The sequence below is a fragment of the Aeromonas sp. 603079 genome (assembly GCF_049172135.1).
Lineage (GTDB): Bacteria > Pseudomonadota > Gammaproteobacteria > Enterobacterales > Aeromonadaceae > Aeromonas > Aeromonas veronii.
The window spans coordinates 23,283-48,758 of record NZ_JAAKPX010000016.1; the positions used below are offsets into that span (position 1 = coordinate 23,283).

General features: G+C 58.7%; 23 protein-coding genes and 4 tRNA genes. 18 read left to right on the forward strand and 9 right to left on the reverse strand.

Annotated elements, in window-relative coordinates; genetic code table 11:
* Positions 1-303 precede the first annotated feature (303 nt).
* Together G5287_RS13155 and trpS are read left to right on the forward strand one after the other, a co-directional pair.
* Positions 304-741: a universal stress protein gene (locus G5287_RS13155; protein ID WP_005339229.1), complete on the forward strand. Its 438-nt coding sequence runs from the start codon at positions 304-306 to the stop codon at positions 739-741.
* 192 nt (positions 742-933) lie between these two features.
* A complete protein-coding gene (gene trpS / locus G5287_RS13160) occupies positions 934-1,947 on the forward strand; it encodes a tryptophan--tRNA ligase (RefSeq protein ID WP_069529120.1) in 1,014 nt (337 codons plus the stop codon).
* On the opposite strand, the gene G5287_RS13165 is transcribed toward trpS, so the two are convergent.
* Positions 1,926-2,885: a LysR family transcriptional regulator gene (locus tag G5287_RS13165; RefSeq protein WP_042656845.1), complete on the reverse strand. Its 960-nt coding sequence runs from the start codon at positions 2,883-2,885 to the stop codon at positions 1,926-1,928. The two genes, trpS and G5287_RS13165, sit on opposite strands and share 22 nt — an antisense overlap.
* A 91-nt stretch (positions 2,886-2,976) precedes the next feature.
* Between G5287_RS13165 and G5287_RS13170 the strand changes: the two genes are divergently transcribed.
* Positions 2,977-3,876 carry a DMT family transporter gene (locus G5287_RS13170; RefSeq protein WP_005355734.1) on the forward strand — a complete coding sequence of 300 codons (900 nt, stop codon included), beginning with the start codon at positions 2,977-2,979 and terminating at the stop codon, positions 3,874-3,876.
* The gene (locus G5287_RS13175) at positions 3,861-4,022 is read left to right on the forward strand and encodes a hypothetical protein (RefSeq protein ID WP_005339236.1); all 162 of its coding nucleotides are present in this window, start codon (positions 3,861-3,863) and stop codon (positions 4,020-4,022) included. Before G5287_RS13170 ends, G5287_RS13175 begins: the two co-directional genes overlap by 16 nt.
* A 124-nt stretch (positions 4,023-4,146) precedes the next feature.
* Here the strand turns inward: G5287_RS13175 and G5287_RS13180 are convergent, their stop codons facing one another.
* Positions 4,147-4,605 (reverse strand): DUF6314 family protein, encoded by a 459-nt coding sequence (locus G5287_RS13180; RefSeq protein WP_421231442.1) that lies wholly within the window; start codon positions 4,603-4,605, stop codon positions 4,147-4,149.
* A gap of 42 nt (positions 4,606-4,647) precedes the next feature.
* Between G5287_RS13180 and G5287_RS13185 the strand changes: the two genes are divergently transcribed.
* Positions 4,648-5,502 (forward strand): carboxylate/amino acid/amine transporter, encoded by an 855-nt coding sequence (locus G5287_RS13185; protein ID WP_021230468.1) that lies wholly within the window; start codon positions 4,648-4,650, stop codon positions 5,500-5,502.
* Positions 5,503-5,508: 6 nt separating this feature from the next.
* Here the strand turns inward: G5287_RS13185 and G5287_RS13190 are convergent, their stop codons facing one another.
* A complete protein-coding gene (locus tag G5287_RS13190) occupies positions 5,509-6,372 on the reverse strand; it encodes a GGDEF domain-containing protein (RefSeq protein WP_040069586.1) in 864 nt (287 codons plus the stop codon).
* Positions 6,373-6,442: 70 nt separating this feature from the next.
* Positions 6,443-7,156: a 3-deoxy-D-manno-octulosonic acid kinase gene (locus G5287_RS13195; protein WP_005357122.1), complete on the reverse strand. Its 714-nt coding sequence runs from the start codon at positions 7,154-7,156 to the stop codon at positions 6,443-6,445.
* Between the two features lie 222 nt (positions 7,157-7,378).
* On the opposite strand from G5287_RS13195, the gene G5287_RS13200 reads away from it, so the two are divergent.
* The 8 genes from G5287_RS13200 (at position 7,379) to G5287_RS13235 (ending at position 15,345) form a co-directional block, all read left to right on the forward strand.
* Positions 7,379-8,431 (forward strand): glycosyltransferase family 9 protein, encoded by a 1,053-nt coding sequence (locus tag G5287_RS13200; RefSeq protein WP_421172827.1) that lies wholly within the window; start codon positions 7,379-7,381, stop codon positions 8,429-8,431.
* A gap of 303 nt (positions 8,432-8,734) precedes the next feature.
* On the forward strand, positions 8,735-9,361 hold the full coding sequence (gene gmk / locus G5287_RS13205) for a guanylate kinase (RefSeq protein WP_005339253.1): 627 nt from the start codon (positions 8,735-8,737) through the stop codon (positions 9,359-9,361).
* 79 nt (positions 9,362-9,440) lie between these two features.
* Positions 9,441-9,716 (forward strand): DNA-directed RNA polymerase subunit omega, encoded by a 276-nt coding sequence (gene rpoZ, locus G5287_RS13210; RefSeq protein WP_005307060.1) that lies wholly within the window; start codon positions 9,441-9,443, stop codon positions 9,714-9,716.
* 131 nt (positions 9,717-9,847) lie between these two features.
* Positions 9,848-11,965, forward strand: coding sequence for a bifunctional GTP diphosphokinase/guanosine-3',5'-bis pyrophosphate 3'-pyrophosphohydrolase (gene spoT / locus G5287_RS13215; protein ID WP_005339255.1), 2,118 nt, complete (start codon positions 9,848-9,850; stop codon positions 11,963-11,965).
* Between the two features lie 44 nt (positions 11,966-12,009).
* A complete protein-coding gene (gene trmH, locus G5287_RS13220; protein ID WP_421231412.1) occupies positions 12,010-12,741 on the forward strand; it encodes a tRNA (guanosine(18)-2'-O)-methyltransferase TrmH in 732 nt (243 codons plus the stop codon).
* Positions 12,741-13,400, forward strand: a complete 660-nt coding sequence (locus G5287_RS13225) for a CatB-related O-acetyltransferase (protein ID WP_266135177.1) — start codon at positions 12,741-12,743, stop codon at positions 13,398-13,400. The genes trmH and G5287_RS13225 overlap by 1 nt, the downstream gene beginning before the upstream one ends.
* Positions 13,400-14,440 (forward strand): alpha/beta fold hydrolase, encoded by a 1,041-nt coding sequence (locus G5287_RS13230; protein ID WP_421172829.1) that lies wholly within the window; start codon positions 13,400-13,402, stop codon positions 14,438-14,440. Before G5287_RS13225 ends, G5287_RS13230 begins: the two co-directional genes overlap by 1 nt.
* Before the next feature lie 89 nt (positions 14,441-14,529).
* A complete protein-coding gene (locus G5287_RS13235) occupies positions 14,530-15,345 on the forward strand; it encodes a Cof-type HAD-IIB family hydrolase (protein ID WP_005339262.1) in 816 nt (271 codons plus the stop codon).
* A 34-nt stretch (positions 15,346-15,379) separates the two neighbouring features.
* On the opposite strand, the gene G5287_RS13240 is transcribed toward G5287_RS13235, so the two are convergent.
* From G5287_RS13240 to G5287_RS13260, 5 genes are all read right to left on the reverse strand, one after another.
* Positions 15,380-15,895: a ricin-type beta-trefoil lectin domain protein gene (locus G5287_RS13240; RefSeq protein ID WP_266135175.1), complete on the reverse strand. Its 516-nt coding sequence runs from the start codon at positions 15,893-15,895 to the stop codon at positions 15,380-15,382.
* A 179-nt stretch (positions 15,896-16,074) separates the two neighbouring features.
* A tRNA-Pro gene (locus G5287_RS13245) sits at positions 16,075-16,151 on the reverse strand.
* A 76-nt stretch (positions 16,152-16,227) separates the two neighbouring features.
* Positions 16,228-16,313: transfer RNA gene (locus G5287_RS13250), tRNA-Leu, on the reverse strand.
* A 20-nt stretch (positions 16,314-16,333) separates the two neighbouring features.
* Positions 16,334-16,409 (reverse strand) — tRNA-His (locus G5287_RS13255).
* A 51-nt stretch (positions 16,410-16,460) separates the two neighbouring features.
* Positions 16,461-16,537 (reverse strand) — tRNA-Arg (locus tag G5287_RS13260).
* A gap of 232 nt (positions 16,538-16,769) precedes the next feature.
* On the opposite strand from G5287_RS13260, the gene G5287_RS13265 reads away from it, so the two are divergent.
* From G5287_RS13265 to gorA, 5 genes are all read left to right on the forward strand, one after another.
* The gene (locus G5287_RS13265) at positions 16,770-17,366 is read left to right on the forward strand and encodes a TetR/AcrR family transcriptional regulator (protein WP_421231413.1); all 597 of its coding nucleotides are present in this window, start codon (positions 16,770-16,772) and stop codon (positions 17,364-17,366) included.
* Complete coding sequence (locus tag G5287_RS13270; RefSeq protein ID WP_216952544.1) at positions 17,363-18,496, forward strand: efflux RND transporter periplasmic adaptor subunit; 1,134 nt, start codon at positions 17,363-17,365, stop codon at positions 18,494-18,496. Before G5287_RS13265 ends, G5287_RS13270 begins: the two co-directional genes overlap by 4 nt.
* 15 nt (positions 18,497-18,511) lie before the next feature.
* Positions 18,512-21,592 carry a multidrug efflux RND transporter permease subunit gene (locus G5287_RS13275; protein ID WP_216952542.1) on the forward strand — a complete coding sequence of 1,027 codons (3,081 nt, stop codon included), beginning with the start codon at positions 18,512-18,514 and terminating at the stop codon, positions 21,590-21,592.
* A gap of 118 nt (positions 21,593-21,710) precedes the next feature.
* On the forward strand, positions 21,711-23,678 hold the full coding sequence (locus G5287_RS13280) for an ATP-binding protein (RefSeq protein ID WP_421231414.1): 1,968 nt from the start codon (positions 21,711-21,713) through the stop codon (positions 23,676-23,678).
* Between the two features lie 76 nt (positions 23,679-23,754).
* On the forward strand, positions 23,755-25,104 hold the full coding sequence (gene gorA, locus G5287_RS13285; protein ID WP_421231415.1) for a glutathione-disulfide reductase: 1,350 nt from the start codon (positions 23,755-23,757) through the stop codon (positions 25,102-25,104).
* The last annotated feature ends 372 nt before the right edge of the window (positions 25,105-25,476 follow it).

Consider the following 25,476-nt stretch of genomic DNA (forward strand, 5'->3'; position numbering starts at 1 on the left):
GCAGAAAAACAAAAGGGAGCACGTGGCTCCCCAAAGCGGTATTCAGATGCTTTTTGTTGTTTTGTGTTCATTGCGAAGCACGGGCCCATCCTATGCCTCTCCCCCCTGATCGGCAAGCCGGGGGGTGTGACCGGCGTCAAACTCCTGTTTAATTTATAGGCAAATGGTGGTTAATAACTGAGTGGCTGACCCTGTGTCACACGTCATTAAACTCATTTAAATCCCAAAACTGTGCCTGAGGCACCATTTTAGTTTCAGCAGAGATTGGTATAGTGGGCTGAAGGATCGGTAAGGAGAACCCCCATGAGTGGAACAACCTATTACAAGCATATTCTGGCCGCGATCGACCTCTCTGAAGACAACCGCAAGGTGATCGACAAAGCAGTCGACAGAGCCCGCTCCAACGGCGCCAAGCTGTCGGTTATCCATGTCGATGTGGACCTCAAGGATCTCTACACCGAGATGATCGATATCGATATCGACAACGTGCAGGATCAGGTGATCGCCGAAGCGAAAGAGAAGCTGGAGGCCTTCCTCGCTTCGGTGGACTACCCCATCGAGAAGAAGCTGGTGATCTGCGGCGATCTGAGCGAGCGGGTCAATCAGGCAGTCAAGGAGTACGAGATCGACCTGCTGGTGTGCGGCCATCGCCAGAGCTTCTGGAGCCTGCTCACCTCCAGCGCCCGTCAGCTGATGAATACGGTGCCCTGCGATCTGCTGGTCGTCCCCTTGCAGAAGTAATGAAACCGGCGTAGTTTGATTTGCTATGAACATGACCTCATTCAATCACAACTACTGGTGGTGCTGCTCCTAAACAGGCGGCACCGCGTTTCTATTGTAAATTTCCCAAAGAAAACACCGTGACCGCCGAGAGGCGGTCAACTGTTTTTATCCCTTTGTCGCCTCCCGGCTCACCCAACTGGAGAGAGTGACATGCACAACCCCGTAATCCTGACTGGCGATCGTCCCACCGGCAAACTGCACATCGGCCACTATGTCGGCTCCCTGCGCCAGCGCGTCGAAGCCCAGCACCACTACCGTCAATTCGTGATGATCGCCGACCTGCAGGCGCTGACCGACAACGGCCACAATCCGGCCAAGGTGACCGACAACGTGCTGGAGGTGATGGCCGACTATCTGGCGGTCGGCCTCGACCCAGCCAAGACAACCTTCTGTCTGCAAAGCGCCCTGCCCGCCCTCGCCGAACTCACCTGCTACTACCTCAATCTGGTCAGCGTCGCGCGGCTGGAGCGCAACCCCACCGTCAAGGCGGAGATCCAGCAGAAAGGGTTCGAACGTACGCTGCCGGCCGGTTTTCTGGTTTATCCGGTGAGTCAGGCAGCCGACATCACCGCCTTTCGCGCCAGCCATGTGCCGGTCGGGGAAGATCAGCTGCCGATGCTGGAGCAGACCAACGAGATCGTCCGCCGCTTCAACTCTCTGGTAGGCAAAGAGGTGCTGACCGAATGCCAGCCGATCCTGAGCGACACCGGCCGCCTGCCCGGCATCGACGGCAAGGCCAAGATGTCCAAATCCCTCGGCAATACCATAGAGCTCGGCATGTCGGCGGAAGAGATCAAACAGGCGGTGTTCGCCATGTATACCGACCCCAACCACCTCAAGGTGAGCGATCCCGGTCAGGTGGAGGGAAATACGGTGTTCGCCTATCTCGATGCTTTCCACCCCGACAAGGCGCTGGTCGCCGAGATGAAAGCCCACTACCGGCGCGGCGGACTGGGGGACATGCGCTGCAAACAGGTGCTCAATGACTGCCTGCAGACCCTGCTCGCCCCGATGCGGGAGCGCCGGGCCGCGGCCATTGCCGACAAGAAGATGCTGCTGGAACTGCTCTATCAGGGCACCGAGCAGGCCCGCATCATCACCGATGAGGTATTGGCGGAGGTGAAAAGCGCCATGGGGCTCGACTACTTCGCCAGCATCCGCTGAGCGGGAGTACCGAGCGCATCGTCGCCGTAGAGGTCGAACACCAGCTGGTGCAGCAGGCTCTTGAACCAGCCGATCGCCTCGTCATGGGCGGTCAGCGGGTGCCCCGCCATCAGGTAGACGATGGGGATGGCGGGGTCGAGTTGATGCATCCGCAGCGGGTAATAGCGGCAGAAGTGGCGCCCGATCATCTCGGGCACCACCACCAGATAGCGGCCGGTCGCCATCAGCGGCGGCACCGCCATAAAGCTCGGCAACCGCACGCCCAGCTCCCGCTCCACCCCGAAACGGGCCAGCCAGAGCTCCACCATCGCCTGACTGTGACCCCAGCTGGAGGTGTGGATGTGGGGACGGCTCACCAGCTCGACCGGAGTCAGCACATCGGGCAATTCGCTGCCGAGCGGCGACAGGCAAACCAGCGGGTTGTTGAACCACTCCTCCCGCCACAAACGGGGTGAGAGATGATTCGCCCCGGCGAAACCGATCACCAGATCCAGCTCCCCCTTCTCCAGCTCCCGCTCGTAGTTGCTGTCCGCCAGCTCGCACACCTCAAGGCGACAGTGAGGGGCCTGCCGATGGAGTCTGTCCACCAGCACCGGCACCAGCCCGTGCTCCACCGAGCCCGGGGTGGCGATACGGAAAATCCGCCGTGCGGTTGCGGGATCAAACCCCTTGGCCTGCCGCAATCCCTGCTCCAGCATCGCCAGCGCCTGGCGCACCGGACCGGCCAGCGCCTTGGCTCGCTCGGTCGGCATCATCTCGCGCCGACTCATCACGAACAGCGGGTCATCCAGCGCCACCCGCAGCCTCCCCAAGGCGTGACTGACGGTGGATTGGGAGAGATGCAGCCGTTCGGCGGCACGGGTGACGTTGCGCTCCTGCATCAGCATGTCGAATACGGCGAGCAGGTTGAGGTCAAGACGGGCGAGCGAGCTATCCATCGATATTAGCCATAGTTAAATGCCAACAATTCATTTTTACCATAGTAACAGATTGCCTAGAATGCGCTGGCTTAATACATCGGAGATTCAAATGCGTAGCTATCTGTTATTGCTGGCCATTGGCCTGCTGTGGGGTTCCCAATTCATTTTCATGCACCAGGCCGTTGCCGAGTTGCCCCCCATTCTGGTGGCTGCCGGTCGTGCCCTGTGCGGCAGCCTGACCCTGGGTCTGCTCTGCCTGTTCATGCGGCTCAAGAGTGAGCACACCCCGTGGCGCACCTATATGCTGATCGCCCTGCTGGATGCCACCATCCCCTTCATCATGGTCGCCTGGGGCCAACAGTATGTGGATAGCGCCATCGCCGCCGTGGTCATGGGTTGTATCCCGTTTGTGACCATTCTGGCTGCACCGCTGTTTATTTCTGGTGAAAGAATCACCAAAACCGGTCTGCTTTCCGTGATCATCGGCTTTGCCGGTGTACTCACCCTGTTCTGGCCGAAACTCTCCCAGGGCATGAACGCCGGCCTGCTCGGTGCCATGGCCATCCTGCTGGGTGCCAGCTGCTTCGCCATCGGCCTGCTGATGATCAAGCGCTTCGCCAAGGACCATCCGGTCGTGGTCGCCCGCAATATCCTGATCTCCTCGGCAATCCAGTTGCTGCTGGTCGCCCCCTTCATGGTTGACCTCAGCAGCCTGACCCTGCCGAGCACCCAGGCCCTGAGCGCGATCACTGTACTGGGTACCCTCTGTACCGGTCTGGTCTACTTCCTCTACATGGCGCTGATCCAGAAGGCTGGCCCGACGTTCGCCTCCTTCAGCAACTATCTGGTACCGCTGTTCGGCGTGATGCTGGGTGCCCTGTTCCTCGGCGAGCAGATCCATCCCACCACAGGTGTTGCTCTGGCCCTGATCCTCGGCTCGGTCGCCATGAACCAGTGGGCGCAACAGCGTCGCATGCAGCGCGAGGTCTCCCTATGTCAGGCATCCTGACCACACTGTGCGGTGGTCTGGTACTGATTGCCGGCTGGCAGTATCGCCAGCGGCTGGCCGGGATCCTGGGCCTGCTGATGGTACTGCTGCCCTGGTTCTTCGATAGCAAGCTGCAAGCCATGCTGAGCTATGCCCTGAATGCCTGAAGTCCATCTCTGAATGTGTGACGAGAGTCTATCTCTCCTGTTTTTGGGACTGTTTTAAAAAACCTCCGATTTGTCCCCCGCTACCGGCGCTCTGCGCCGGTTTTTTTATGCCTGCCAGCCGGCGTCAGACCAGATAGCGATAGCTGAGTCGCTCGTTCTTGCGCGGCCCGGTGATCTGCCAGCTCAGTAGAAAACCGCCGTCTATCTCGGTCAACTCGGCGCTGTAGTGATCCGCCCCGCACATATGGGGCTCGGCGGTCAGCCAGCGGCCATCCCCCTGCGGCAGCAGCTCGAACAGTTCGACCGGCTCCTCATAACGCAGATGGGAGAGACGGACCCCCCGTTCGCTACGCTGCCACCAGAAGCGGTTGTGCATGGCGAGCTCCCTACCATGAGGCGTGATGTAACGGCCCTGCTCGTTAAACAGCCAGCCCCCCTGATGATCGGTCACCTGCACACGCCCCTCGCCGCGACCATTCCAGTCGGTCGCCGACCCCTCGCCATTGCTGGCGGTAAAGGAAAATGCTCCGACCTGTGGCAATCGCGCCCATAAACGCTGGATTGCCGCTTCCATCTCGGCCATCATAGCCCCCTTAAAATTGACAACTGATGACAAATCAAACACATGAACTACTTGATAGGGGTCACCCTGCTCTGGTCATTCTCCTTCAGCCTGATCGGGGTCTACCTCGCTGGTCAGGTGGATGCCTACTTCTCGGTGCTGACCCGCATCGCCCTCGCCAGTCTGGTGTTTCTCCCCTTCCTGCGCCGCCGCTGGCTGCGCCCTGATCTGGCGGCCAAGCTGATGGCGCTGGGCGCCATCCAGCTCGGCATCATGTATCTCTTCTACTACCACTCCTTCCTGCTGCTGACGGTGCCGGAAGTGCTGGTCTTTACCATCTTCACCCCCATCTACGTCACCCTGCTCCACGATCTGCTGGAGGGGCGCTTCAAGCCCACCTATCTGTGGGGCGCCCTGCTGGCGGTGCTCGGGGCTGCCGTCATTCGCTTCGACGGCCTGACCGAAAGCTATGTGCTGGGATTTCTGGTGGTGCAGGGGGCCAACCTCTGTTTCGCCCTGGGTCAAGTGGGCTACAAGGTACTGCTGGCAAGGGAGGCGGAGCAACCGCCGCAACTGGCGGTGTTCGGCTGCTTCTATCTGGGAGCGCTGGTGATCGCACTGCCCGCCTGGTGGCTGCTGGGCAAGCCGCAATACCCAACGTCAGGGTTGCAGTGGGGCATTCTGCTCTGGCTGGGGGTGGGAGCCTCCGGCCTCGGCTACTTCCTCTGGAACAAGGGGGCGACGCTGGTCACCAGCGGGGTGCTGGCCATTATGAACAATGCGCTCATTCCGGCCGGCTTGCTGGTCAATCTGCTGCTCTGGGGCAAGGATACCGACCTGACCCGACTGACCATCGGCGGCCTGCTGATGCTGGCCTCGCTCTGGATCTGCCAGCGTGACAAGCGCGGCCAACCCTGACCACACTCAGCCGACGACGGTGTTGTGCTCCCGTCTGGCCTGACTGTGACAGCTGGCCAGCCGGGCCAGCAGATGATCGAGCTGCTCGCCAGCCTGACTCTGCACCAGCCCGATGCTGACGGTGACCGGCCGCTGTGACAGCAGACTGGCGTCGGCAATCTCGAGGCGCAGCCGCTCGGCGATCTCCAGCGCACTCATCCGCTCGGTCTGGGAGAGCATCAGGATAAAACCGTCCTCATCCCAGCGGGCGAAGGGATCTTCCCGCCGCAGCTCGTGGCGCACGATACGCGCCAGCTTGGCCAGCATGGCGTCGCAAGCCGCTTCACCAAACAACTGCTGGATTTTGGCCATGTGATCGACCGAAAACTGCAGCAGACTGAAAGTGCCGCTCTCGGTCGCCAGCCGCTCTTCAAGCAGTTGCTCGAAACGGCCACGGCTCTCCAGACCGGTCAGCGGATCGGTGCCATGTCGCTCCTCCACCAGCACGGCAGCGGGATCGAGGTGACGGACGACCCCCAGCAGATAACCCCGCTCATCACGACGCATCCGCTCTTCCAGCCGGATGTAGTGACCGTGATGATGCAGAATGCGGTATTCGAGGCGCAGACCGCTGCTGCGGCCGCTCTGGCAGGCGAGCAGGGCATCTTCCAGCCGGGCAACATCGTCGGGATGCACCCGATCCAGCCAGCCGAGATCATCCGGCCAGCACTCTCCCAATCCCAACAGGCGCAGGCAGGAGGGATCACGCTGCAGTCCATGTTGGGCTGACCAGCTCCAGATCCCCGCCTCCAGCAGCGCCATGGCATCAGACAGCAGACCCGGATCAAGCCGGGCAGTCACATCGACCAAAGGTGTCTTGAGCATTTCCATGGGGCGCCTCGAAACAGGATCTGAATACCTGCTCAATAAGTAACATTGGCGTTCACGCCGAGCAACAGGGTCAGATCGCTTTTCCCTGATACCCGTTCATCAAGGTCTGCCAGTTCTCCGGTACAAAGTGGAAACTGGTATGCAGTTGAGACTCTTTATTGAATGAACGGAGCAAGCGTTCCAGATTGGCCTTCTGCCATTCGCCGGGGGAGCGGATCGCCCCCTTGTCAAAATCGATCACCCACACCTTGCCCTCTTTATCGAGCAGCAGGTTGTGGCTGTTGAGATCGGCGTGATAGACCCCGGCATCGTGCAGCTGGCGCACCGTCTGGCCTATCTTGTGCCACACCTCGGTCGCCACCGGCCCCTGCTTGAGCAGCGCCACCATATCCTTGGCACCGCGAATTCGCTCAATCAGGATATCGGCACGATAGAAGGGGCCCTGTTTGACCATGCGGGCACCAAACGGACGCGGCACCGGCAGCCCCAGCTCGCACAGCTTGGCCAGCAGGGTGTATTCGGCCATGGCGCGGCTCGACTCAACCCCTTCGAACCAAAAGCGATCCCGCACCACCTTGCCCACCATGCCGCCACGATAGTAGTGGCGCAGCACCAGATGGCGGGACTCATCCTTAACGAACCAGGTCACTCCCCGTCCGATGGAGGTTCCCACCACCTGACGGTTGTTCTGCCACCAGGCAGGATCGAATAACTGGGGAGAAGGGTCGCGAAAGGCCCCTTCGGCATACCAGCAGATCTGGTTGTGTTCGGTCTGTACTCGCATCGTGGAGATCCCGCTCGGTGGGTCATGGATCGCAATTTTTCAATTGGCGATGAGGCTGCCGCTCTGGCATGCCCGCAATAGTGGCCTTTAATCAACAACGTGCAGAGACAGGTCATGGCGCTGGGCCCGGCCTATCCCGGCTGACGATTGTGCGCAATTTTACAATCCAGAGGGGAGTTTGCATAATGCCATCCACCCTTTTTGCCAGCCGTGCGCCACAACATGCCGCTATTTCAAACGCCCCCCTCCTCCATCTGCATCCTGCGGCTCTCCGCCATCGGGGATTGCTGCCACGCACTGGCGCTGGTGCGCGTCATCCAGCGGGAGTGGCCACAAACCCGCATCACCTGGATCACCGGCAAAATCGAGGCAACCCTGTTTGCTGATCTGCCCGGCGTCGAAGTAATCCCCTTCGACAAGAGCAAGGGGTGGCGCGGCTATCGCGATCTCTGGCATACCCTCAAGGGGCGCAAATTCGATGCCCTGCTCCACCTGCAGGCGGCGATGCGGGCCAGCATTGCCACCCTCGGCATCAGCGCCAAGGTCAAACTCGGGTTTGATCGGGAGCGGGCCAACGACGGCCAGTGGCTGTTCACCAACCACAAAGTGCCTTCGCCTGCCTCCCCCCATGTGCTGGACGGTTTCCTCGCCTTCGCCAAAGAGCTTGGCATCAAGGATCTGACCCCGGACTGGCAACTGCCCATCAGCGCCGATCATCAGGCGTGGGCAAGGGAGAAGATTGGCGGCAAACCGACTCTGCTTATCTGCGCAGCCGCCAGCAAGGCATTCAAAAACTGGACGGCCGCAGGCTATGCCGCGCTGGCAGATCACGCCGCCAACAAGGGCTTTCAGGTCTATCTCTGTGGCGGGCCTGCCAAACTGGAGCGGGATCTGGCTGCCGAGATCCAGCGCTTAAGCCAGAGCAAACCGGTCGATCTGGTGGGGCAGACCAACCTCAAGCAACTGCTGGCGCTGATTGGTGAGGCGAGTCTGGTGCTGGCCCCCGATACCGGCCCCACCCATATGGCCACCATAGTGGGCACGCCGGTGATCGGTCTCTATGCCCACCACAATCCGGCCCGCACCGGCCCCTATCTGTGCCGCGACTACGTGGTCAGCGTCTATCAGGAGCTGGTCGAACAGGAGACCGGCAAGCCGCTGGCCGAATTGAGCTGGCGCACCCGTCTCAAAGACCCGGAGGCCATGCGAAAAATCACCAGCGAGCAGGTGATCACCGCCTTCGACCGCCTCTGTGCAGATCGTCAACTGCCGTAATGACAGGGCACCTCGGGAATTCCGAGCCATCAGGCAGGGATAACCTGATAGCCTCTGCCCTCAGCCAAAGGCACAATGCAGGCTGATGTGGGTTACGCTCCCGCAGCAAGCTACGAATACTTTGATCGGCTGGAATATGATTCCGGCCGTTTTTTTATTCGCCGCATTCTGGTAAAATTCGCCGCCTTTACATCACCCTGACTCAAGAATTTTCCGCGTTTTGCGTTTGGCTGTCTCCCTTTCGGGCACAAGACGGCGGTCTCTGCTACAACCAAAACAGCGGTTTCGATTAAAGGTAATAATATGGCGCAACAAGGCACACTCTATATCATCTCTTCTCCGAGCGGCGCGGGTAAATCCAGTCTGCTCAATGCCTTGCTGACCAACCACAATCAAGCTGGCAAGATGCAGCTATCGGTTTCCCACACCACTCGCGCCACCCGCCCGGGCGAAGAGCACGGCGTACACTACCACTTCGTTCAGGTGGAAGAGTTCAAGGCGCTGATCGAGCGTGGTGATTTTCTGGAGTGGGCCGAAGTATTCGGCAACTACTACGGCACCTCACGCGCCGCCATCGAAGCCTGCCTGGCCAAGGGGATCGACGTATTCCTCGACATCGACTGGCAAGGTGCCCGCCAGATCCGCGAGCAGATGCCGACCAAATCCATTTTCATCCTGCCCCCCAGCCGCGAAGAGCTGGAGCGCCGCCTGATTGGGCGCGGTCAGGACAGCGCCGAAGTGATTGCCGGCCGGATGGCGAAAGCCATTGCCGAAATGGTGCACTACGACGAGTATGACTATGTCATTATCAACGAAGACTTCGAGCAGGCGCTGTTCCAGCTCAGGTCCATTATTGAGTGCCAACGGCTGGAGATGCGTCACCAGCAACAGGCTCAAAAAAACTTGCTGCAACAGCTACTGGCAGAGTAAGCCAAAAACAAGTAAACTTTTGCGTCATTTTTAAACACTGCTTTTCTAAATACAGAAAGCCCAAACACTGGAGTCCTGCATGGCACGCGTTACTGTAGAAGATGCTGTAAAACAGGTAGGTAACCGTTTTGACCTGGTGCTGGTCGCCGCGCGCCGCGCTCGTCAAATCGCGGTACAAGGCAAAGATCCCCTGGTCGACGAAGAGAACGACAAGCCGACTGTGATCGCCCTGCGTGAGATCGAGCTGGGTCTGGTGAACAATCAAGTGATGGACACCCAGGACCGCTACGAACAGCAAGAGCAGGAAGCCGCCGAGCTGGCTGCCGTTGCTGCCATCGCCGAAGGCCGCGGTTAAGTTATTCCTCCGGTTGGCACCCGCCCGGGTGCCGACTGTTCATCCCCATTTACAACCGCTCGAAAACCTCGCAAACTCAGGGCTATACCCTCAATTCCACGAATTGCCGTTTCACCGCTGCGGGGACTGTCTTGTATTTATTTGAAAACCTTAAAGAAATAGCCAGTTCCTACCTGCCGCCAGAGCAGGTTGAGAAGCTCAAGCAAGCCTATGTGGTGGCCCGTGATGCCCACCAGGGTCAGATGCGTTCCAGTGGCGAGCCCTATATCACCCACCCTGTTGCCGTTGCCCGGATCCTGGGTGACATGCGCCTCGATCATGAAACCCTGATGGCCGCCGTGCTGCACGACGTCATCGAAGACACCTCTGTCACCAAGGCCGATCTGGCCGAACAATTCGGCAACGCGGTTGCAGAACTGGTGGCCGGGGTCTCCAAGCTCGACAAGCTGAAGTTTCGCGATCGCAAAGAGGCGCAGGCCGAGAACTTCCGCAAGATGGTGATGGCGATGACCCAGGATATCCGGGTCATTCTGATCAAGCTGGCCGACCGCACCCACAATATGCGCACCCTAGGCTCCCTGCGCCCTGACAAGCGCCGCCGTATCGCTCGGGAAACCCTCGAAATCTTCGCCCCCATCGCCAACCGCCTCGGTATTCACACCATGAAGAACGAGCTGGAAGAGCTGGGCTTCGAGGCGCTCTATCCCATGCGATCCCGCGTGTTGCGCGAATCGGTGCGCCGCGCCCGTGGCAATCGCCGCGAGATCATCGACTCCATCCAGAGCGAAATCAGCGGTCGTCTGAAAGAAGCGGGGATCGAGCATCAGGTCAGTGGCCGCGAGAAGAATCTCTTCTCCATCTACAACAAGATGGAGAAAAAAGAGCTGCAATTTCATGAGGTAATGGATATCTACGCCTTTCGAGTAAAAGTGAAGGACATAGATACCTGTTACCGGGTGCTGGGGCAGATGCACAGCCTCTACAAACCGCGCCCCGGCCGCTTCAAGGATTACATCGCCATCCCCAAGACCAACGGCTACCAGTCGCTGCACACCTCGCTGGTGGGGCCGCACGGAGTGCCGGTCGAGGTACAGATCCGCACCGAGTTCATGGATCAGATGGCCGACAAAGGGGTTGCCGCCCACTGGGCCTACAAGCAGGATGGCGACAGCTCGGGCACCACTGCCCAGATCCGCGCCCAGCGCTGGATGCAGAGCCTGCTGGAATTGCAGCAGAGCGCTGGCAGCTCGTTTGAATTTATCGAAGGGGTCAAGACCGACCTGTTCCCAGACGAGATCTACGTGTTCACGCCGGAAGGACGCATCATGGAGCTGCCCGCTGGCGCCACGCCGGTCGACTTCGCCTACACGGTGCACACCGATATCGGCCATGCCTGCGTCGGTTCGCGGGTCGACCGCCACCCCTACCCGCTCAGCAGCCCGCTGCACTCGGGCCAGACGGTGGAGATCATCACGGCGCCGGGCGCCCGCCCCAACGCGGCCTGGCTCAACTTTGTGGTGACCACCAAGGCACGATCCAAGATCCGCCAGTTCCTCAAGAACCTGCGCACCGAAGAGTCGGTGGTGCTGGGTCGCCGCCTGCTCAACCATGCGCTGGGCGCCAAGAATATCGAAGACATCCCCGAGCCACGCATCAAGCAGGTGCTGGCCGATACCAAGCATGAGAATCTGCAGGGGCTGCTGGCCGATGTCGGCCTCGGCAACGCCATGAGCGTCATGGTGGCGCGCCGCATGCTTGGGGATGAACTACCGCCGGAAGAGCAGCCCAAAACCAGCAGCAAGAAGATGCCGATCAAGGGTGCCGACGGCATGCTGGTCACCTTCGCCAACTGCTGCCGCCCGATCCCGGGAGATGCCATTATCGCCCATATCAGTCCGGGCAAGGGTCTGGTTATCCACCAGGAAGCCTGCCGCAACATCAAGGGCTACAGCAAGGAGCCGGACAAGTACCTGCCGGTGCAGTGGGAAGTGGACAAGGAGCAGGAACAGGAGTTCCGCACCGGCATCAGCATCGAGATCGTCAACCATCAGGGTGCGCTGGCCGAGCTGGCCAACGTGATTGCCGCCACCGGCGCCAATATTCACGCCATCAGCACCGAAGAGAAGGATGGCCGGGTCTATCAGGTCAGCCTGCTCATCACCACCAAGAGCCGCATCCACCTGGCCAACATCATGCGCAAGATCCGCGTGATGCCCAACGTGCTCAAGGTGAGCCGACAGAAGAACTGAACACAGGCGGCGCAAGCCGCCTGCTGCTTTTATAGAGACAAGCCATGACCCCCGAACGCTTCAAGCGCATCACCGATATGCTGGCCCAGCGTCAGCTCGATTTGACCGTCTGTATGGAAGAGGTCCATAAACCTCACAATCTGGCCGCCATCGTGCGTACCGCCGATGCCATCGGCATCCACCGGGTACACGCCGTCTGGCCCAAAACCTGGATCCACAAGCGCAAGGGCACCGCCCGCGGCAGCCAGAACTGGGTGGATGTAAAACTGCACCCGGATATCGGCACAGCCGTTGCCGAGCTGAAAGCTTCAGGCATGCAGATCCTGGCAACCCACCTCTCCGACAGCTCCGTCGATTTTCGCGCTATCGACTACACCAAACCGACCGCCATTCTGGTGGGTCAGGAGAAGCACGGCATCGGTGAAGAAGCGCTGGCGCTGGCCGATCACCATATCGTCATCCCCATGGTGGGCATGGTGCAATCCCTCAACGTCTCGGTGGCCGCAGCCGCCATCCTCTACGAGGCGCAGCGCCAGCGCGAGCTGGCCGGATGCTATCAACGCGGCTGCCCGCTCACGCTGGAGGAGCAAAGCAGCATCCTGTTCGAGGGGGGTTATCCTATCTATGCCCAGCTCTGCAAAGAGAAAGAGATGCCCTACCCCCAGCTCGGCCCGGCCGGTGAAATTCTGGCGGACGAAGAGTGGTGGCAACGGATGCAGCTGACCCGCAAAGGGTGGGCGCAGCAGAGTGAGCAGGACGATCCGCAGGAGGAGTGATGGAGAACCCTTTTGGCAGCTGGCTGGAATCGCAAATCATCCGGGATCACCTGACCAACCCGAACATAGAGGCCGGCGACTACAGCTATTACTCCGGCTACTACCACGGCAAGCCGTTCGAGGATCACTGCGTCCGTTACCTGCTCGGCGATGGCTCGACCCGCGACACCTGGGAGAGCGGCCTCTGGGGCGAGGTGGATCGGCTGATCATAGGCAAGTTCTGCTCCATCGGCTCGGGCGCCACCTTCGTGCTGGCGGGCAATCAGGGCCACCGGCTGGATTGGGTTTCCACCTTCCCGTTCAATCCCGACACCTTTGGCGAAGGGGCCCGCAGCGGCTTTCTGCGCAAGGGAGACACCCGGATTGGCAACGATGTCTGGATCGGCTCGGAAGCGATGATCATGCCCGGCATCACCATAGGTGATGGCGCCGTCATCGCCACCCGCGCCGTGGTAACCAGGGATGTGGCCCCTTACACCATAGTCGGCGGCAACCCGGCTCAGCCGATCCGCCGTCGTTTCAGCGATGAGCAGATCCTCATGCTGCAAGAGATGCAGTGGTGGGACTGGCCCCTGCCTCGCTTGCAAGCCTGCATGGCGCTGCTCTGCTCGGAGGATATCGCTGCCCTTTATCACCATTGGCAACAGGAGTGTGCCTGATGAAACCCCTCTCTCTTTCCCTGTTGGCCCTGACCCTGTTTTCTGCCGGAGCCCTTGCCGTGACCAATACCTATCAGCTCACCAGCGAAGCCGATGTACCCAGCCTCTACCAGCAAACCCTACCCGACTTCTGGCGCCAGCATGCGGTTGAAGGGGAGTTCAAGGGCAAGGACGGGGTGACCATCCGCTATGCCGCGCTGCGGCAGGAGAAGGTTGATCGCGCCATCCTCATCGTCAATGGCCGGGTCGAAAGCTACCTCAAGTATCAGGAGCTGGCGTGGGATCTGTGGCGTCAGGGCTACAGCCTCTATCTCATCGACCATCGCGGTCAGGGAATGTCTGGCCGGATGCTGAATGACCCGCAGAAGGGATATGTCGACCAATTCGACGATTATGTGCTCGATCTCAAGCAGTTTCACGACCAGATAATCATGGCGGACCAACCTGCCAAGCTGTTCCTGCTGGCCCACTCCATGGGCGGTGCCATCTCGGCCCGCTATCTGGAGCGCTGGCCCGATGATATCAAGGCGGCCGTGCTCTCCTCCCCCATGCTGGGCATCAATCTCGGCGGTCTGCCCAAGTGGCTGGCCAAGGGATTGGCGAGCACCATAGGCACGGTCGGCGGTTGGTTTGGCGAACCACCCTATGGGCCGGGTCAGAGCACCTATCAGGATCACGGCTTTGCCGACAACGAGCTGACTCACAGTCAGTCCCGCTATCAGGCGTTCCGCCAGCTCTACGAACAGCACCCGCAGATCAAGCTGGGTGGCGCGACCGCCCACTGGATTTATCAGGGGATCACCGGTGCCGATGCTGCCATCGCCGATGCGGGCGCCATCAAGACGCCGCTGCTGGTGCTGCAGGCTGGCAACGACAGCGTGGTGGACAATGCCGCACAGGATCGCTTCTGCACCATTGCCAAGTGCGAAGGGGGCAAACCACTGCGCATCGAGGGTGCTTGGCACGAACTGTTTATCGAATCCGATGACAAGCGCCAGCCCGCCCTGACCGCGATGGTCGACTTTTTCGCCCGCTTCTGAGCTGGCTATTTTTTGTAACCCTAAATAAATGGGGTGACAGTGCGGGCTAAGGTAAACTGCCCCTGTTTTCAATCGATGCCGAGGTAATGATGTTCAAGGTAGTTGTATCCGATCTCGATGGCACTCTGCTCAACAAGCAGCACCAGATCTCTCCCCGTACCCGGGATACCCTGCACCGCCTGGTAGAACAAGGTGTGAAATTCGTGGTCGCCACCGGCCGTCATCACGTTGACGTACGCAGCTTCCGCGATGCGCTGGGGATGGACATCTACCTCATTACTTCCAATGGCGCCGTGGTCCATGACAAACAGGATCAGCTCATTTTCAACCAGCCGCTGCCGACCGAAATCGCCGCCGAACTGATTGCGCTGGAGCGCGACCCCTCTATCCACCTCAATGTCTATCAGGGTGATGACTGGGTGGTGGAAGAGGAGCTGCCCTGGCTGCTGCAGTTCCACGACGAGTCAGGGTTCACCTACCGTCTGGTCGATGACCTGAAACAGGAACCGAAAGAGCAGATCAACAAGGTGTTCTACATCGGCGACCACGAAAAGCTGCTGAAGATCGAGGCGCACCTCAACCAGCGCTACGGCGATCAGCTCAACGTCACTTTCTCCCTGCCGGACTGCCTCGAAGTGATGCACGCCGGAGTGCATAAGGGCAATGCGGTGCGTGCCGTGCTGGAGCAGAACGGTTTCGACATGTCGGAGGCGATCGCATTCGGCGATGGCATGAACGACTTCGAGATGCTGACTATGGTGGGGCGCGGCATCGTCATGGGTAACGCCCATGACCGCCTGAAAATGGCGCTGCCGGAGTACGAGCAGACCCTCACCTCCGATGAAGATGGCGTCGCCGTCTATCTGGAGAAGCTGTTCGAGCTGGAGAGCGTCAGCGCAGCCTGATCCTCTTCAGACCGCCATCCGATTCAGCAAAGCCTCACCATGTGAGGCTTTGTTTTTTCAGGGTTTCCAGCCAAGGATTGGGCCGCTGCCAGCTGAAGCTCTGGTTCGCCCCGCCGTAGCATTCGGCCAGCCGCAGCGGCGTGCCGGGAGTATGGCGTCGTCCGGCCACATCGAGGCAGCGGGAGACCTTGCTGTTGAACAGCCTGTCTTTCTGCCACTCCCACTGCGCCTGACCGTCACAGGGTGCCAGCATCACTTCGCTGTCGTTTTTGGCTTGCAAACAGAGATCCTGCAGGCGCAACTCACCCAGATCCCACTCGAACAGTTGATCGTCTTTTCCGCTGCAAGGTTGTGCCAACACCTTCTGTCGGGATACTGCGACACAAAAGCCGCCGCTGGTCAGCAAGGGAGAGAGCACCCGATCTTCCGACGGTCTCGAAGCGATTGAGTCCATAATTTCATCGGTTGATGGCGGTTTGATGGTACACCCCCCCAGCAGCAAGGCAGCCAGCAGGGCGGGAGAGCAAGCAAAGGAAATTTTGTCATTCATGGAAAAATGCCTGAAATGGGCCGATGACATCCGGTTGTCAGTGACTCGAGGCTGAAGCATAACCGAAAGGCGGGGCGCGCTGCCCAAATAGAGTGTAAACAGACGTAACAGGGAGAGAGTACTGGCCCAGCGGAGGCCAGAAAGTAAAAAACCCCGCCGAAGCGAGGTTTTTCTAAATGTGGTCGGTGATAAAGGATTCGAACCTTTGACCCTCTGGTCCCAAACCAGATGCGCTACCGGGCTGCGCTAATCACCGAGGCTATTTCTTTCAAAATAGTTTACTTCAAAAAAACAAAGACGACCTTATGGTCATCCTCGTCATACAGCAAGCATGGTGCGAAGAGAGGGACTCGAACCCTCACACCCGGGGGGCACTAACACCTGAAGCTAGCGCGTCTACCAATTCCGCCACCTTCGCGTACCTGACAAGCTGTAAAATGGGGTGGCTGATGGGGCTCGAACCCACGACAACCGGAATCACAATCCGGGACTCTACCAACTGAGCTACAGCCACCACAGCTGTTTTTGTTCCACAACAACGCCCGTTTAACCGACGCACTTTTGATGGTGCGCCCGACAGGATTCGAACCTGTGACCTCTGCCTCCGGAGGGCAGCGCTCTATCCAGCTGAGCTACGGGCGCTACGCTGTCGAACGGGGCGCATTATTAATTATGGTTTCTGGTTTGTCTACACTTTTCTGTCACCGAAGGACTGTTCGTTGTTTTTTCAGGCAATCTGTGTGTTTTTCTTCCACATTCCTGCCTGTAGCCTGACAAAAGGCATACATCCCCGCATCAGTTCATCTTGCCGTCTTGACTTGATGTTGTGCCCATCTAGAATGAATGAACGTTCATTCAATCGAAAGTCACACTGATGATTCTGGATAAAAAAGAGAGCATCTTCAACGCGGCCCATGAGGTGCTGGGTGAACGGGGTTTTCATGGTCTGTCGATTGCAGAAGTCGCCAAGAAGGCCAATGTTGCCACCGGCACCATCTATCGCTACTTCGGTGACAAGGATGATCTGATCCGGCAACTGCATCAGCACACTATCTTGCAGTGTGTCCCCATGGTCATGGCAGATGTAGCGATCGATAAAGTTTCATTTCAACAATTTCGCCAATTATGGCTCAATATTCATGCCATTTTTGTTAACGAACCCAACGCTATCCGGTGCAAATTGCAGTACGAGAGCTCTCCGCTAGGGGCAGAATTGGAGACCAATCCTGTCATTCTGGCTGCCTGGGAGCCTCTGGACCGATTTTTTGAACAGGGCGTTGAACAAGGATTGTTTATTGATTTACCGATACGGGCACTCCAGGTGTTGAGTCTGGACAGTGTCATGCATCTGGCCCTGCAGTGCAGGGTGCACAACATCACGCTGACCGAATCGCAGTTGGAAACCGCGATCCAGGCCAGCTGGAATGCCATTTTATCCCCTAATCTTTCCACCTCAGGAGCCTGTTCATGAAAAAGTGGATGGCCATTATGTTGCTGATAGCGATCGCCTTGTTTGGCAGCGTCATCGGCTTCAATTTGTTCAAACAGAAGATGATTGCCCAATACATGGCCAACCGGCCGGAACCCGAGTTCCCCGTCACCGCCATGGTGACCAAGGCGCAGGATTGGGTACCGACCATCGAAGCGATCGGCTTCATCGAGCCGAATCAGGGGGTGACCCTCTCCACCGAACTGGCTGGCACCATTGATGCCATCACCTTTGAGTCGGGCAAACCGGTCAAGGCTGACCAACTGCTGCTGAGCCTGGACTCCACCGTGGAGAAGGCCAATCTGCGCGCCTCCCAGGCCAAGCTGCCAGCGGCAAAAGCCAAATTCGAACGCTTCCAGAACCTCTACAAGACCAGCTCCATCTCCAAAGAGCAGCTGGATGAAGCCGAAGCGGCCTATCGCTCGCTGGAAGCGGATATCGAGAGTCTGAAGGCGACCATTGCCCGTCGTGAAGTGCGCGCGCCCTTTAGCGGCGTGGTCGGCCTGCGCAATGTGTTCCTTGGCCAGTATCTGCAACCAGGCACAGATATCGTGCGCCTGGAAGATACCAGCGTGATGCGTCTGCGCTTCACCGTGCCCCAGACCGATATCTCCAAAATCAAGCTGGGCCAGACCATCAAGATCAATGTGGATGCCTATCCGCAAACCCAGTTTGACGGCCATATCACCGCCATCGAGCCTGCGGTCAACTTCCAGAGCGGCCTGATCCAGGTACAGGCAGACATTCCGAACAACGACGGTCAGCTCCGTTCCGGTATGTTCGCCCGCGCCAGCATCATTCTGCCGACGGTGAAAGATCAGATCGTGATCCCGCAGACCGCTATCTCCTTCACCCTTTACGGTCAGAACGTCTATGTGCTCAAAGAGGGCGAAGAGACCGACAAAGAGGGTAACAAGGTGAAAGTGCTGCGAGCCAAGCAGGTTGTGGTCAAGGCGGGTGAGCGCCGTGGCAACGATGTGCATGTGCTCTCTGGCATTCAGGCCGGTGACCAGATCGTACTGTCGGGTCAGGTTCGCCTGAGCAACGACACCAAGGTGCATGTGGTCGAGAACGATGCCCTGGCCGTTCCGGCACAAACCCCGATGCTGTAAGCGCGGAGATCTGCGATGCGATTTACTGACATATTTATAAAACGGCCTGTGCTGGCGATCTCGCTCAGCTTCCTGATCGCCTTGCTGGGCTTTCAGGCCATCTTCAAGATGCAGGTACGGGAATACCCCGAGGTGACCAACACGGTGATCACCGTCAGCACTGGCTACTATGGCGCCAGTTCTGATCTGATCCAGGGGTTCATAACCCAGCCGCTGGAACAGGCGGTCGCGCAAGCCGACAACATCGACTTCATGACCTCCTCCAGCCAGCTGGGTAGCTCCACCATCACTGCATACATGAAGCTCAATACCGACCCCAACGCCGCGCTGTCCGACATCCTGGCGAAGGTGAACTCGGTACGCTCTCAGTTGCCGAAAGAGGCGGAAGACCCCTCGGTCACCTCCTCCACCGGTTCAACCACGGCGGTGCTCTACCTCGGCTTTACCAGCCCGGAGCTCAACTCCAGCCAGATCACCGACTATCTGGAGCGGGTTATCAAGCCGCAGCTCTTTACTGTCGGCGGGGTCTCCAAGGTTGACCTCTACGGCGGTGTCGAGTTTGCCCTGCGGGTATGGCTGGATCCGGCCAAGATGGCGGCCTTCAACCTGACTGCCAGCGACGTGATGACGGTGCTCAACAGCAACAACTATCAGTCCGCGACAGGTCAGGCGACCGGTTACTTCACCCTGTTCAATGGCAATGCCGAGACCCAGGTCAAGGATGTCGACGAGCTGAAGCGACTGGTGGTGGCTACCCGCGACGGCAAGGTGATCCGTCTGGCGGACATCGCCAAGGTAACCCTTGAGAAGAGTCACGATGTCTATCGTGCCAGCGCCAATGGTCGCGAAGCCGTGGTCATGGCGGTCAACGCCGCCCCGACAGCCAACCCCATCAACATCGCCCGCGATGTGCTGGCACTGCTGCCGAGCCTTGAGCGCAATATGCCGAGCACCATGCGTCTCAACGTGATGTATGACTCCACCGTGGCGATCAACGAGTCCATCCACGAGGTTATCAAGACCATCCTGGAGGCAGCCGCCATCGTTCTGGTGGTCATCACCCTGTTCCTCGGCTCGTTCCGCGCGGTCATCATCCCGATCATCACCATTCCGCTCAGTCTTATCGGCGTGGTGATGATGATGGATATGTTCGGCTTCTCGATAAACCTGATGACCCTGCTGGCGATGGTGCTGGCGATCGGTCTGGTGGTGGATGACGCCATCGTGGTGCTGGAGAACGTCGACCGCCATATCAAAGAAGGTGAAGAGCCGTTCCGGGCCGCCATTATCGGTACCCGTGAAATTGCGGTGCCGGTTATCGCCATGACGGTCACCCTGGCGGCGGTATACGCACCTATCGCCCTGATGGGGGGTATCACCGGCTCCCTGTTCAAGGAGTTTGCCCTGACCCTGGCAGGTGCCGTGTTCGTCTCGGGCATCATCGCCCTGACCCTGTCACCGATGATGTGTTCCAAGATGCTCAAGGCCAACGAGCAACCGGGCAAATTCGAGAGCACGGTCCACCACCTGCTGGAACGGATGACCGATCGCTACGACAGCATGCTGCACGCCGTGATGAAAAAGCGCCCCGTCATCGTGGTGTTCGCCGTCATCGTGTTCGCCAGCCTGCCGTTGCTGTTCAAGTTCATCCCGAGCGAACTGGCACCGTCAGAGGACAAGGGGGTAATGGCCGTGCTGGGTACCGCACCGTCCAACGCCAACCTGGACTACATCGAAAACACCATGGCGGATGTGAACAAGATCCTGGACGAGCAGCCCGAGATCGCCTTCTCCCAGGTCTTCTCAGGGGTGTTCAACGCCAACCAGGCGTTCGGTATCGCCTCCATGGTGCCCTGGAGCCAACGTGAAGCGAGCCAGAAAGAGGTGCTGGATCGGGTCGCCAATCTGGTGAAAGACATCCCGGGTATGGCCATCACCACCTTCCAGTTCCCGGAACTGCCGGGAGCATCGAGTGGTCTGCCGATCCAGTTCGTCATCACCACCCCGAACAGCTTCGAAAGCCTGTTCCTGGTGGCCGGTGAAATTCTGGCCGCGGCGCAGAGTAACGGTCAGTTCGTCTATTCGGATCTCGATCTGAACTACGACTCCGCCACCATGAAGATCCGCATCGACAAGGACAAGGCGGGTGCCTACGGCATCACCATGCAGGATATCGGTATCACCATGGGCACCATGATGGCGGACGGTTACGTCAACCGTATCGACCTGGATGGCCGCTCCTACGAGGTGATCCCGCAGGTCGAGCGCAAATACCGTCTCAATCCGGAGTCCATCAAGGGCTACTACGTGCGGGCCGCAGATGGCAAGTCGATCCCGCTCGGCAGCCTGATCACCATTGAAGTGGTTGGCGAGCCCCGCGCCCTGCCCCACTTCAACCAGCTGAACTCCGCCACTATCGGTGCCGTTCCGGCTCCGGGTGTGGCCATGGGTGATGCGATCAACTGGTTCCAGACCACCGCCGACGAGAAGCTGCCGCAAGGCTATCGTTACGACTTCATGGGTGAAGCCCGTCAGTTCGTCACCGAAGGCAATGCGCTCTATGCCACCTTCGCGCTGGCACTGGCGATCATCTTCCTGGTGCTGGCGATCCAGTTCGAGTCGGTGCGTGACCCGCTGGTCATCATGGTCTCTGTACCGCTCGCCATCAGCGGGGCCTTGATTGCCTTGGCTTGGGGACTGGCGACCATGAACATCTACTCCCAGGTGGGCCTCATCACCCTGGTGGGTCTGATTACCAAGCACGGCATCCTGATCTGTGAAGTAGCGAAGGAAGAGCAGCTGCTGCGCGGCATGAACCGGATGGAAGCCGTGATGCAAGCCGCCAAGGTGCGTCTGCGTCCGATCCTGATGACCACCGCCGCCATGATTGCCGGTCTGATCCCGCTGCTCTACGCCGCAGGCGCCGGTGCAGCACAACGGTTCAGCATCGGTATCGTCATCGTGGCAGGCCTTGCCATCGGTACCCTGTTCACCCTGTTCGTACTGCCGGTGATCTACACCTATCTGGCTTCCGAGCACAAACCCTTGCCGGTATTCGATGAAACCATTCCGCCCAAGGCAAACGGCGGACACTGATCATCAATCACTTGCCAAGGCCCCGATACGGGGCCTTTTTTATGGTTCGCAGGAAAGACGACATAAGTGCATGAAGCAGTTAAACTAAAAAACACAACATCCAGACCGCAAGGACGCCATGTCAGGACTCATCTCCAAGACCGCCGAGGCCGTAGGCCGCAACGGACTCTCATACCGCCTGCTCTCCTATATTCTGGTGTGTAGTACCGTATTGGCGATGATCATTACGGTGCTGCAACTCGCCTGGGATTACCGCAAGGATGTCGCCGTCATCGAAGACAGCATCGGCCAGATCGAAGCCTCCTTTTTGCAACCTATTGCCGCCAGCTTGTGGAACCTCGATGAGGAGCAGGTCAAAGTGCAGATCGAAGGGATCATGAACCTGCCCAACATGCAGTTTGTGATGGTCAAGGAGATGCTCGGCAACTCCGAAGTGCCACTGTTGACCCAGGGAGTGGAACGGGAAAGCTATGACATCTCCCAGGAGTTCAATCTCACCTATCAGGGGGAAATTGTCGGCAAGCTGTTTGTCGCCGCGTCGCTGGAGCAGATTTACCAGCGTCTGATTGAGAAGTCAGTGCTGATCATGGTCAGCCAGACCATCAAGACCCTGGTGGTCTCATTTTGTATCCTGATCATCATTTACTATCTGGTGGTCAGACACATCAACCGCATCGCCAACTACGCCCAGAAGTTCAACCTCGATCGGCTCGACATGGAGCTGGTGCTGGAGGGGCGTCCGCAACCACGCAAGAAACCCGACGAACTGGATACCCTGGTCTCCACCCTCAACCAGATGCGCACACGGCTACGTGACGAGCTGGTCGCTCGTCATCAGGCGGTGGAACAGCTGCAACAGGAGCGGGATTTCTCCGCCACCCTGATCAACTCCGCCAACATGGTCATCTGCTGCATGGAACCAGACTTGACCATCGCCAGCATCAACCCGGCAGCCATACTGCTGACCGGCTACCACCAGCAGGAGCTGTTGCAACACAACTGGCTGGATCTCTTTGTCAGCCCGGCGCAACGGGAAGAGCTGAACGATATTCTGGCGGCGGAAGGTTCACTGGCGGACAAAGAGGTCATCATGCATGACCAGCAGGCCCACGAGCTGGTGCTGCAGTGGACCTTCGTACCCTTCTATGAAGGGCCGAACCTCAAGTACCAGATCGGCTTCGGCTACGACATCACCCAGCTGAAAAAGGTCGAGCGGGAGATAATCCAGCTCAACGAGCAGCTGGAAGGAAAAGTGGTGGAGCGTACCCGCAGCCTGAGCGAAGCCAACAACCAGCTGGGCAAGGCGTACGACGACCTGAAACAAGCCCAGCAAACCCTGGTGGAGTCGGAGAAGATGGCCTCCCTCGGCTCGCTGGTGGCCGGGGTGGCACACGAGATCAATACCCCAATAGGCATCAGTGTGACCGCCTCCTCCTACCTGCAGGAACGGGTTGCCGATTTCAAATCTCATATAGAGTCAAAACAGCTGTCGCGTTCCTATCTCAACGAGTTCACCGTCAACCTCGACGAGTCGATGCAGCTGCTGCAGAGCAACCTGCGGCGCGCCTCCGAGCTGATTGCCAGCTTCAAGCAGGTGGCGGTCGACCAGTCATCGGAAGCACGCTACAACTTCAGCCTCGCCGACAACCTCCATCAGGTGGTGGTCTCGCTTGGCCACAAACTGAAGAAGAGCCAGTGCGAAGTGGATATCCAGTGCGATCCCAAGCTGTCTATATTCTCCTTCCCGGGCAGTTTTACCCAGATCTACTCGAACCTGATCCTCAACTCCATCAACCACGGGTTCGACAACTGGGACAAACCGAAGAAGATCACCATCAAGGTGGAACAGCAGGGAGAGGAGCTGTTTATCGACTATTCGGACAATGGCCGCGGCATCCCGCCCGAAATCTTGCCGCGCATCTTCGATCCCTTCGTCACCTCCAAGCGGGGTCAGGGTGGCAGCGGTCTGGGCACCCACATCATCTACAACCTGGTGGTGCAACTGCTGAAAGGCCGTATCAGCTGTGCCAGCGAACCGGGCCAGGGCGCCCAGTTCCATATTCGCCTGCCGATCCAACATAACTGAGTGCTGGCTCTTGTGAGCCAGCCGCTTTATCCCCATCATGCTGTGATTGCATTCTTAATGAGCGGAGAACCTCGCAATGGCACAGCATTTTGACTATATCGCCATCGGCGGCGGCAGCGGCGGTATTGCTTCTGCCAACCGGGCTGCCATGTACGGTAAGAAAGTTGCCCTGATTGAAGCCAAAGAGTTGGGTGGAACCTGCGTCAACGTAGGCTGCGTACCGAAGAAGGCTATGTGGTATGCAGGCCAGATCGCCGATGCCCTGAAATATGGCGCCGACTACGGCTTTGACACCACCCTCAACCACTTCAACTGGGCCAAGCTGGTCGAGTCCCGCCAGGCCTACATAGGCCGCATTCACCAGTCCTATCAGAACGTGCTGGGCAAGAACCAGATCACCGTCATCAAGGGCTTCGCCCGCTTCGTCAGCAGCAACACCATCGAGGTTAATGGCGAGCACTACACGGCCGATCATATCCTGATCGCTACCGGTGGCCGCCCGGAAATTCCGGCCATCCCGGGTGCCGAGCTGGGTATCGACTCCGACGGTTTCTTTGACCTGCAAAGCCAGCCCAAGCGGGTTGCCGTGGTTGGAGCTGGCTACATCGCAGTCGAGATCGCTGGCGTGATGCAGGCACTCGGCTCAGAGACCCATCTGGTGGTGCGCAAGCACGCGCCGCTGCGCAACTTCGACCCCATGATCCACGAGACTCTGGTCGAAATCATGGCGCAGGAAGGGCCCAAGCTGCACACCCACGCCATTCCCAAAGCCGTGATCAAGAACGCTGACAACAGCCTGACCCTGCAACTGGAAGATGGTCGCCACCTCACCGTTGACTGCCTGATCTGGGCCATCGGCCGGGTACCGGCTACCGACAACCTCAACCTGGCTGCCGCTGGCATCACGCTGGACGAGAAGGGCTTTATCCCGACCGACAAGTTCCAGAACACCGCCGTCGCCAACATCTATGCAGTGGGTGACAACACGGGGCGCATCCAACTCACCCCGGTGGCTGTCGCCGCGGGCCGTCGCCTCTCCGAACGGCTGTTCAACAACAAGCCGAACGAGCACCTCAACTACGATCTGGTGCCGACCGTGGTGTTCAGCCACCCGCCCATAGGTACCATTGGCATGACCGAACCGGAAGCCATCGCCGAATACGGCGAAGATCAGGTGAAGGTCTACCGCAGCCAGTTCACCGCCATGTACTCGGCACTGACCCAGCATCGCCAGCCCACCCGGATGAAGCTGGTCTGTGTCGGCCCGGAAGAGAAGGTAGTCGGTCTGCACGGCATCGGCTTTGCGATGGACGAGATCCTGCAAGGCTTCGGCGTCGCCATGAAGATGGGTGCCACCAAGGCCGATTTCGACAACTGCGTGGCGATCCATCCGACCAGTGCAGAAGAGTTCGTGACAATGCGATAGGTACGTTTGAAGTCGGCCTGTCATTATCAGGCCAACTTCAACAACTAAGTTCCCACGCCTCATCCCACCAGCGCTGAAGAGTTCGTGACGATGCGATAGGTACGTTTGAAGTTGACCTTTCACGAGGAGCCAGCTTCGACAACCATCTAACCCCTTCTCCCAAACCCGGCTCAGGCCGGGTTTTTTGATCCCTCCTCGCTATTTCTCTCGCAAATCCGCCGTTCTTTACGCCGATTTTACGCCTGCCACATGGCGCTTTATGGCGCCTTTACGCCTGTTTTACATACCCTTTTCAGCGTCAATGACACCAACAGAGTCGATATGGTCTTACATCGGCTCTCGCAGCTAATTATCTCAATGGAGTCGATATGA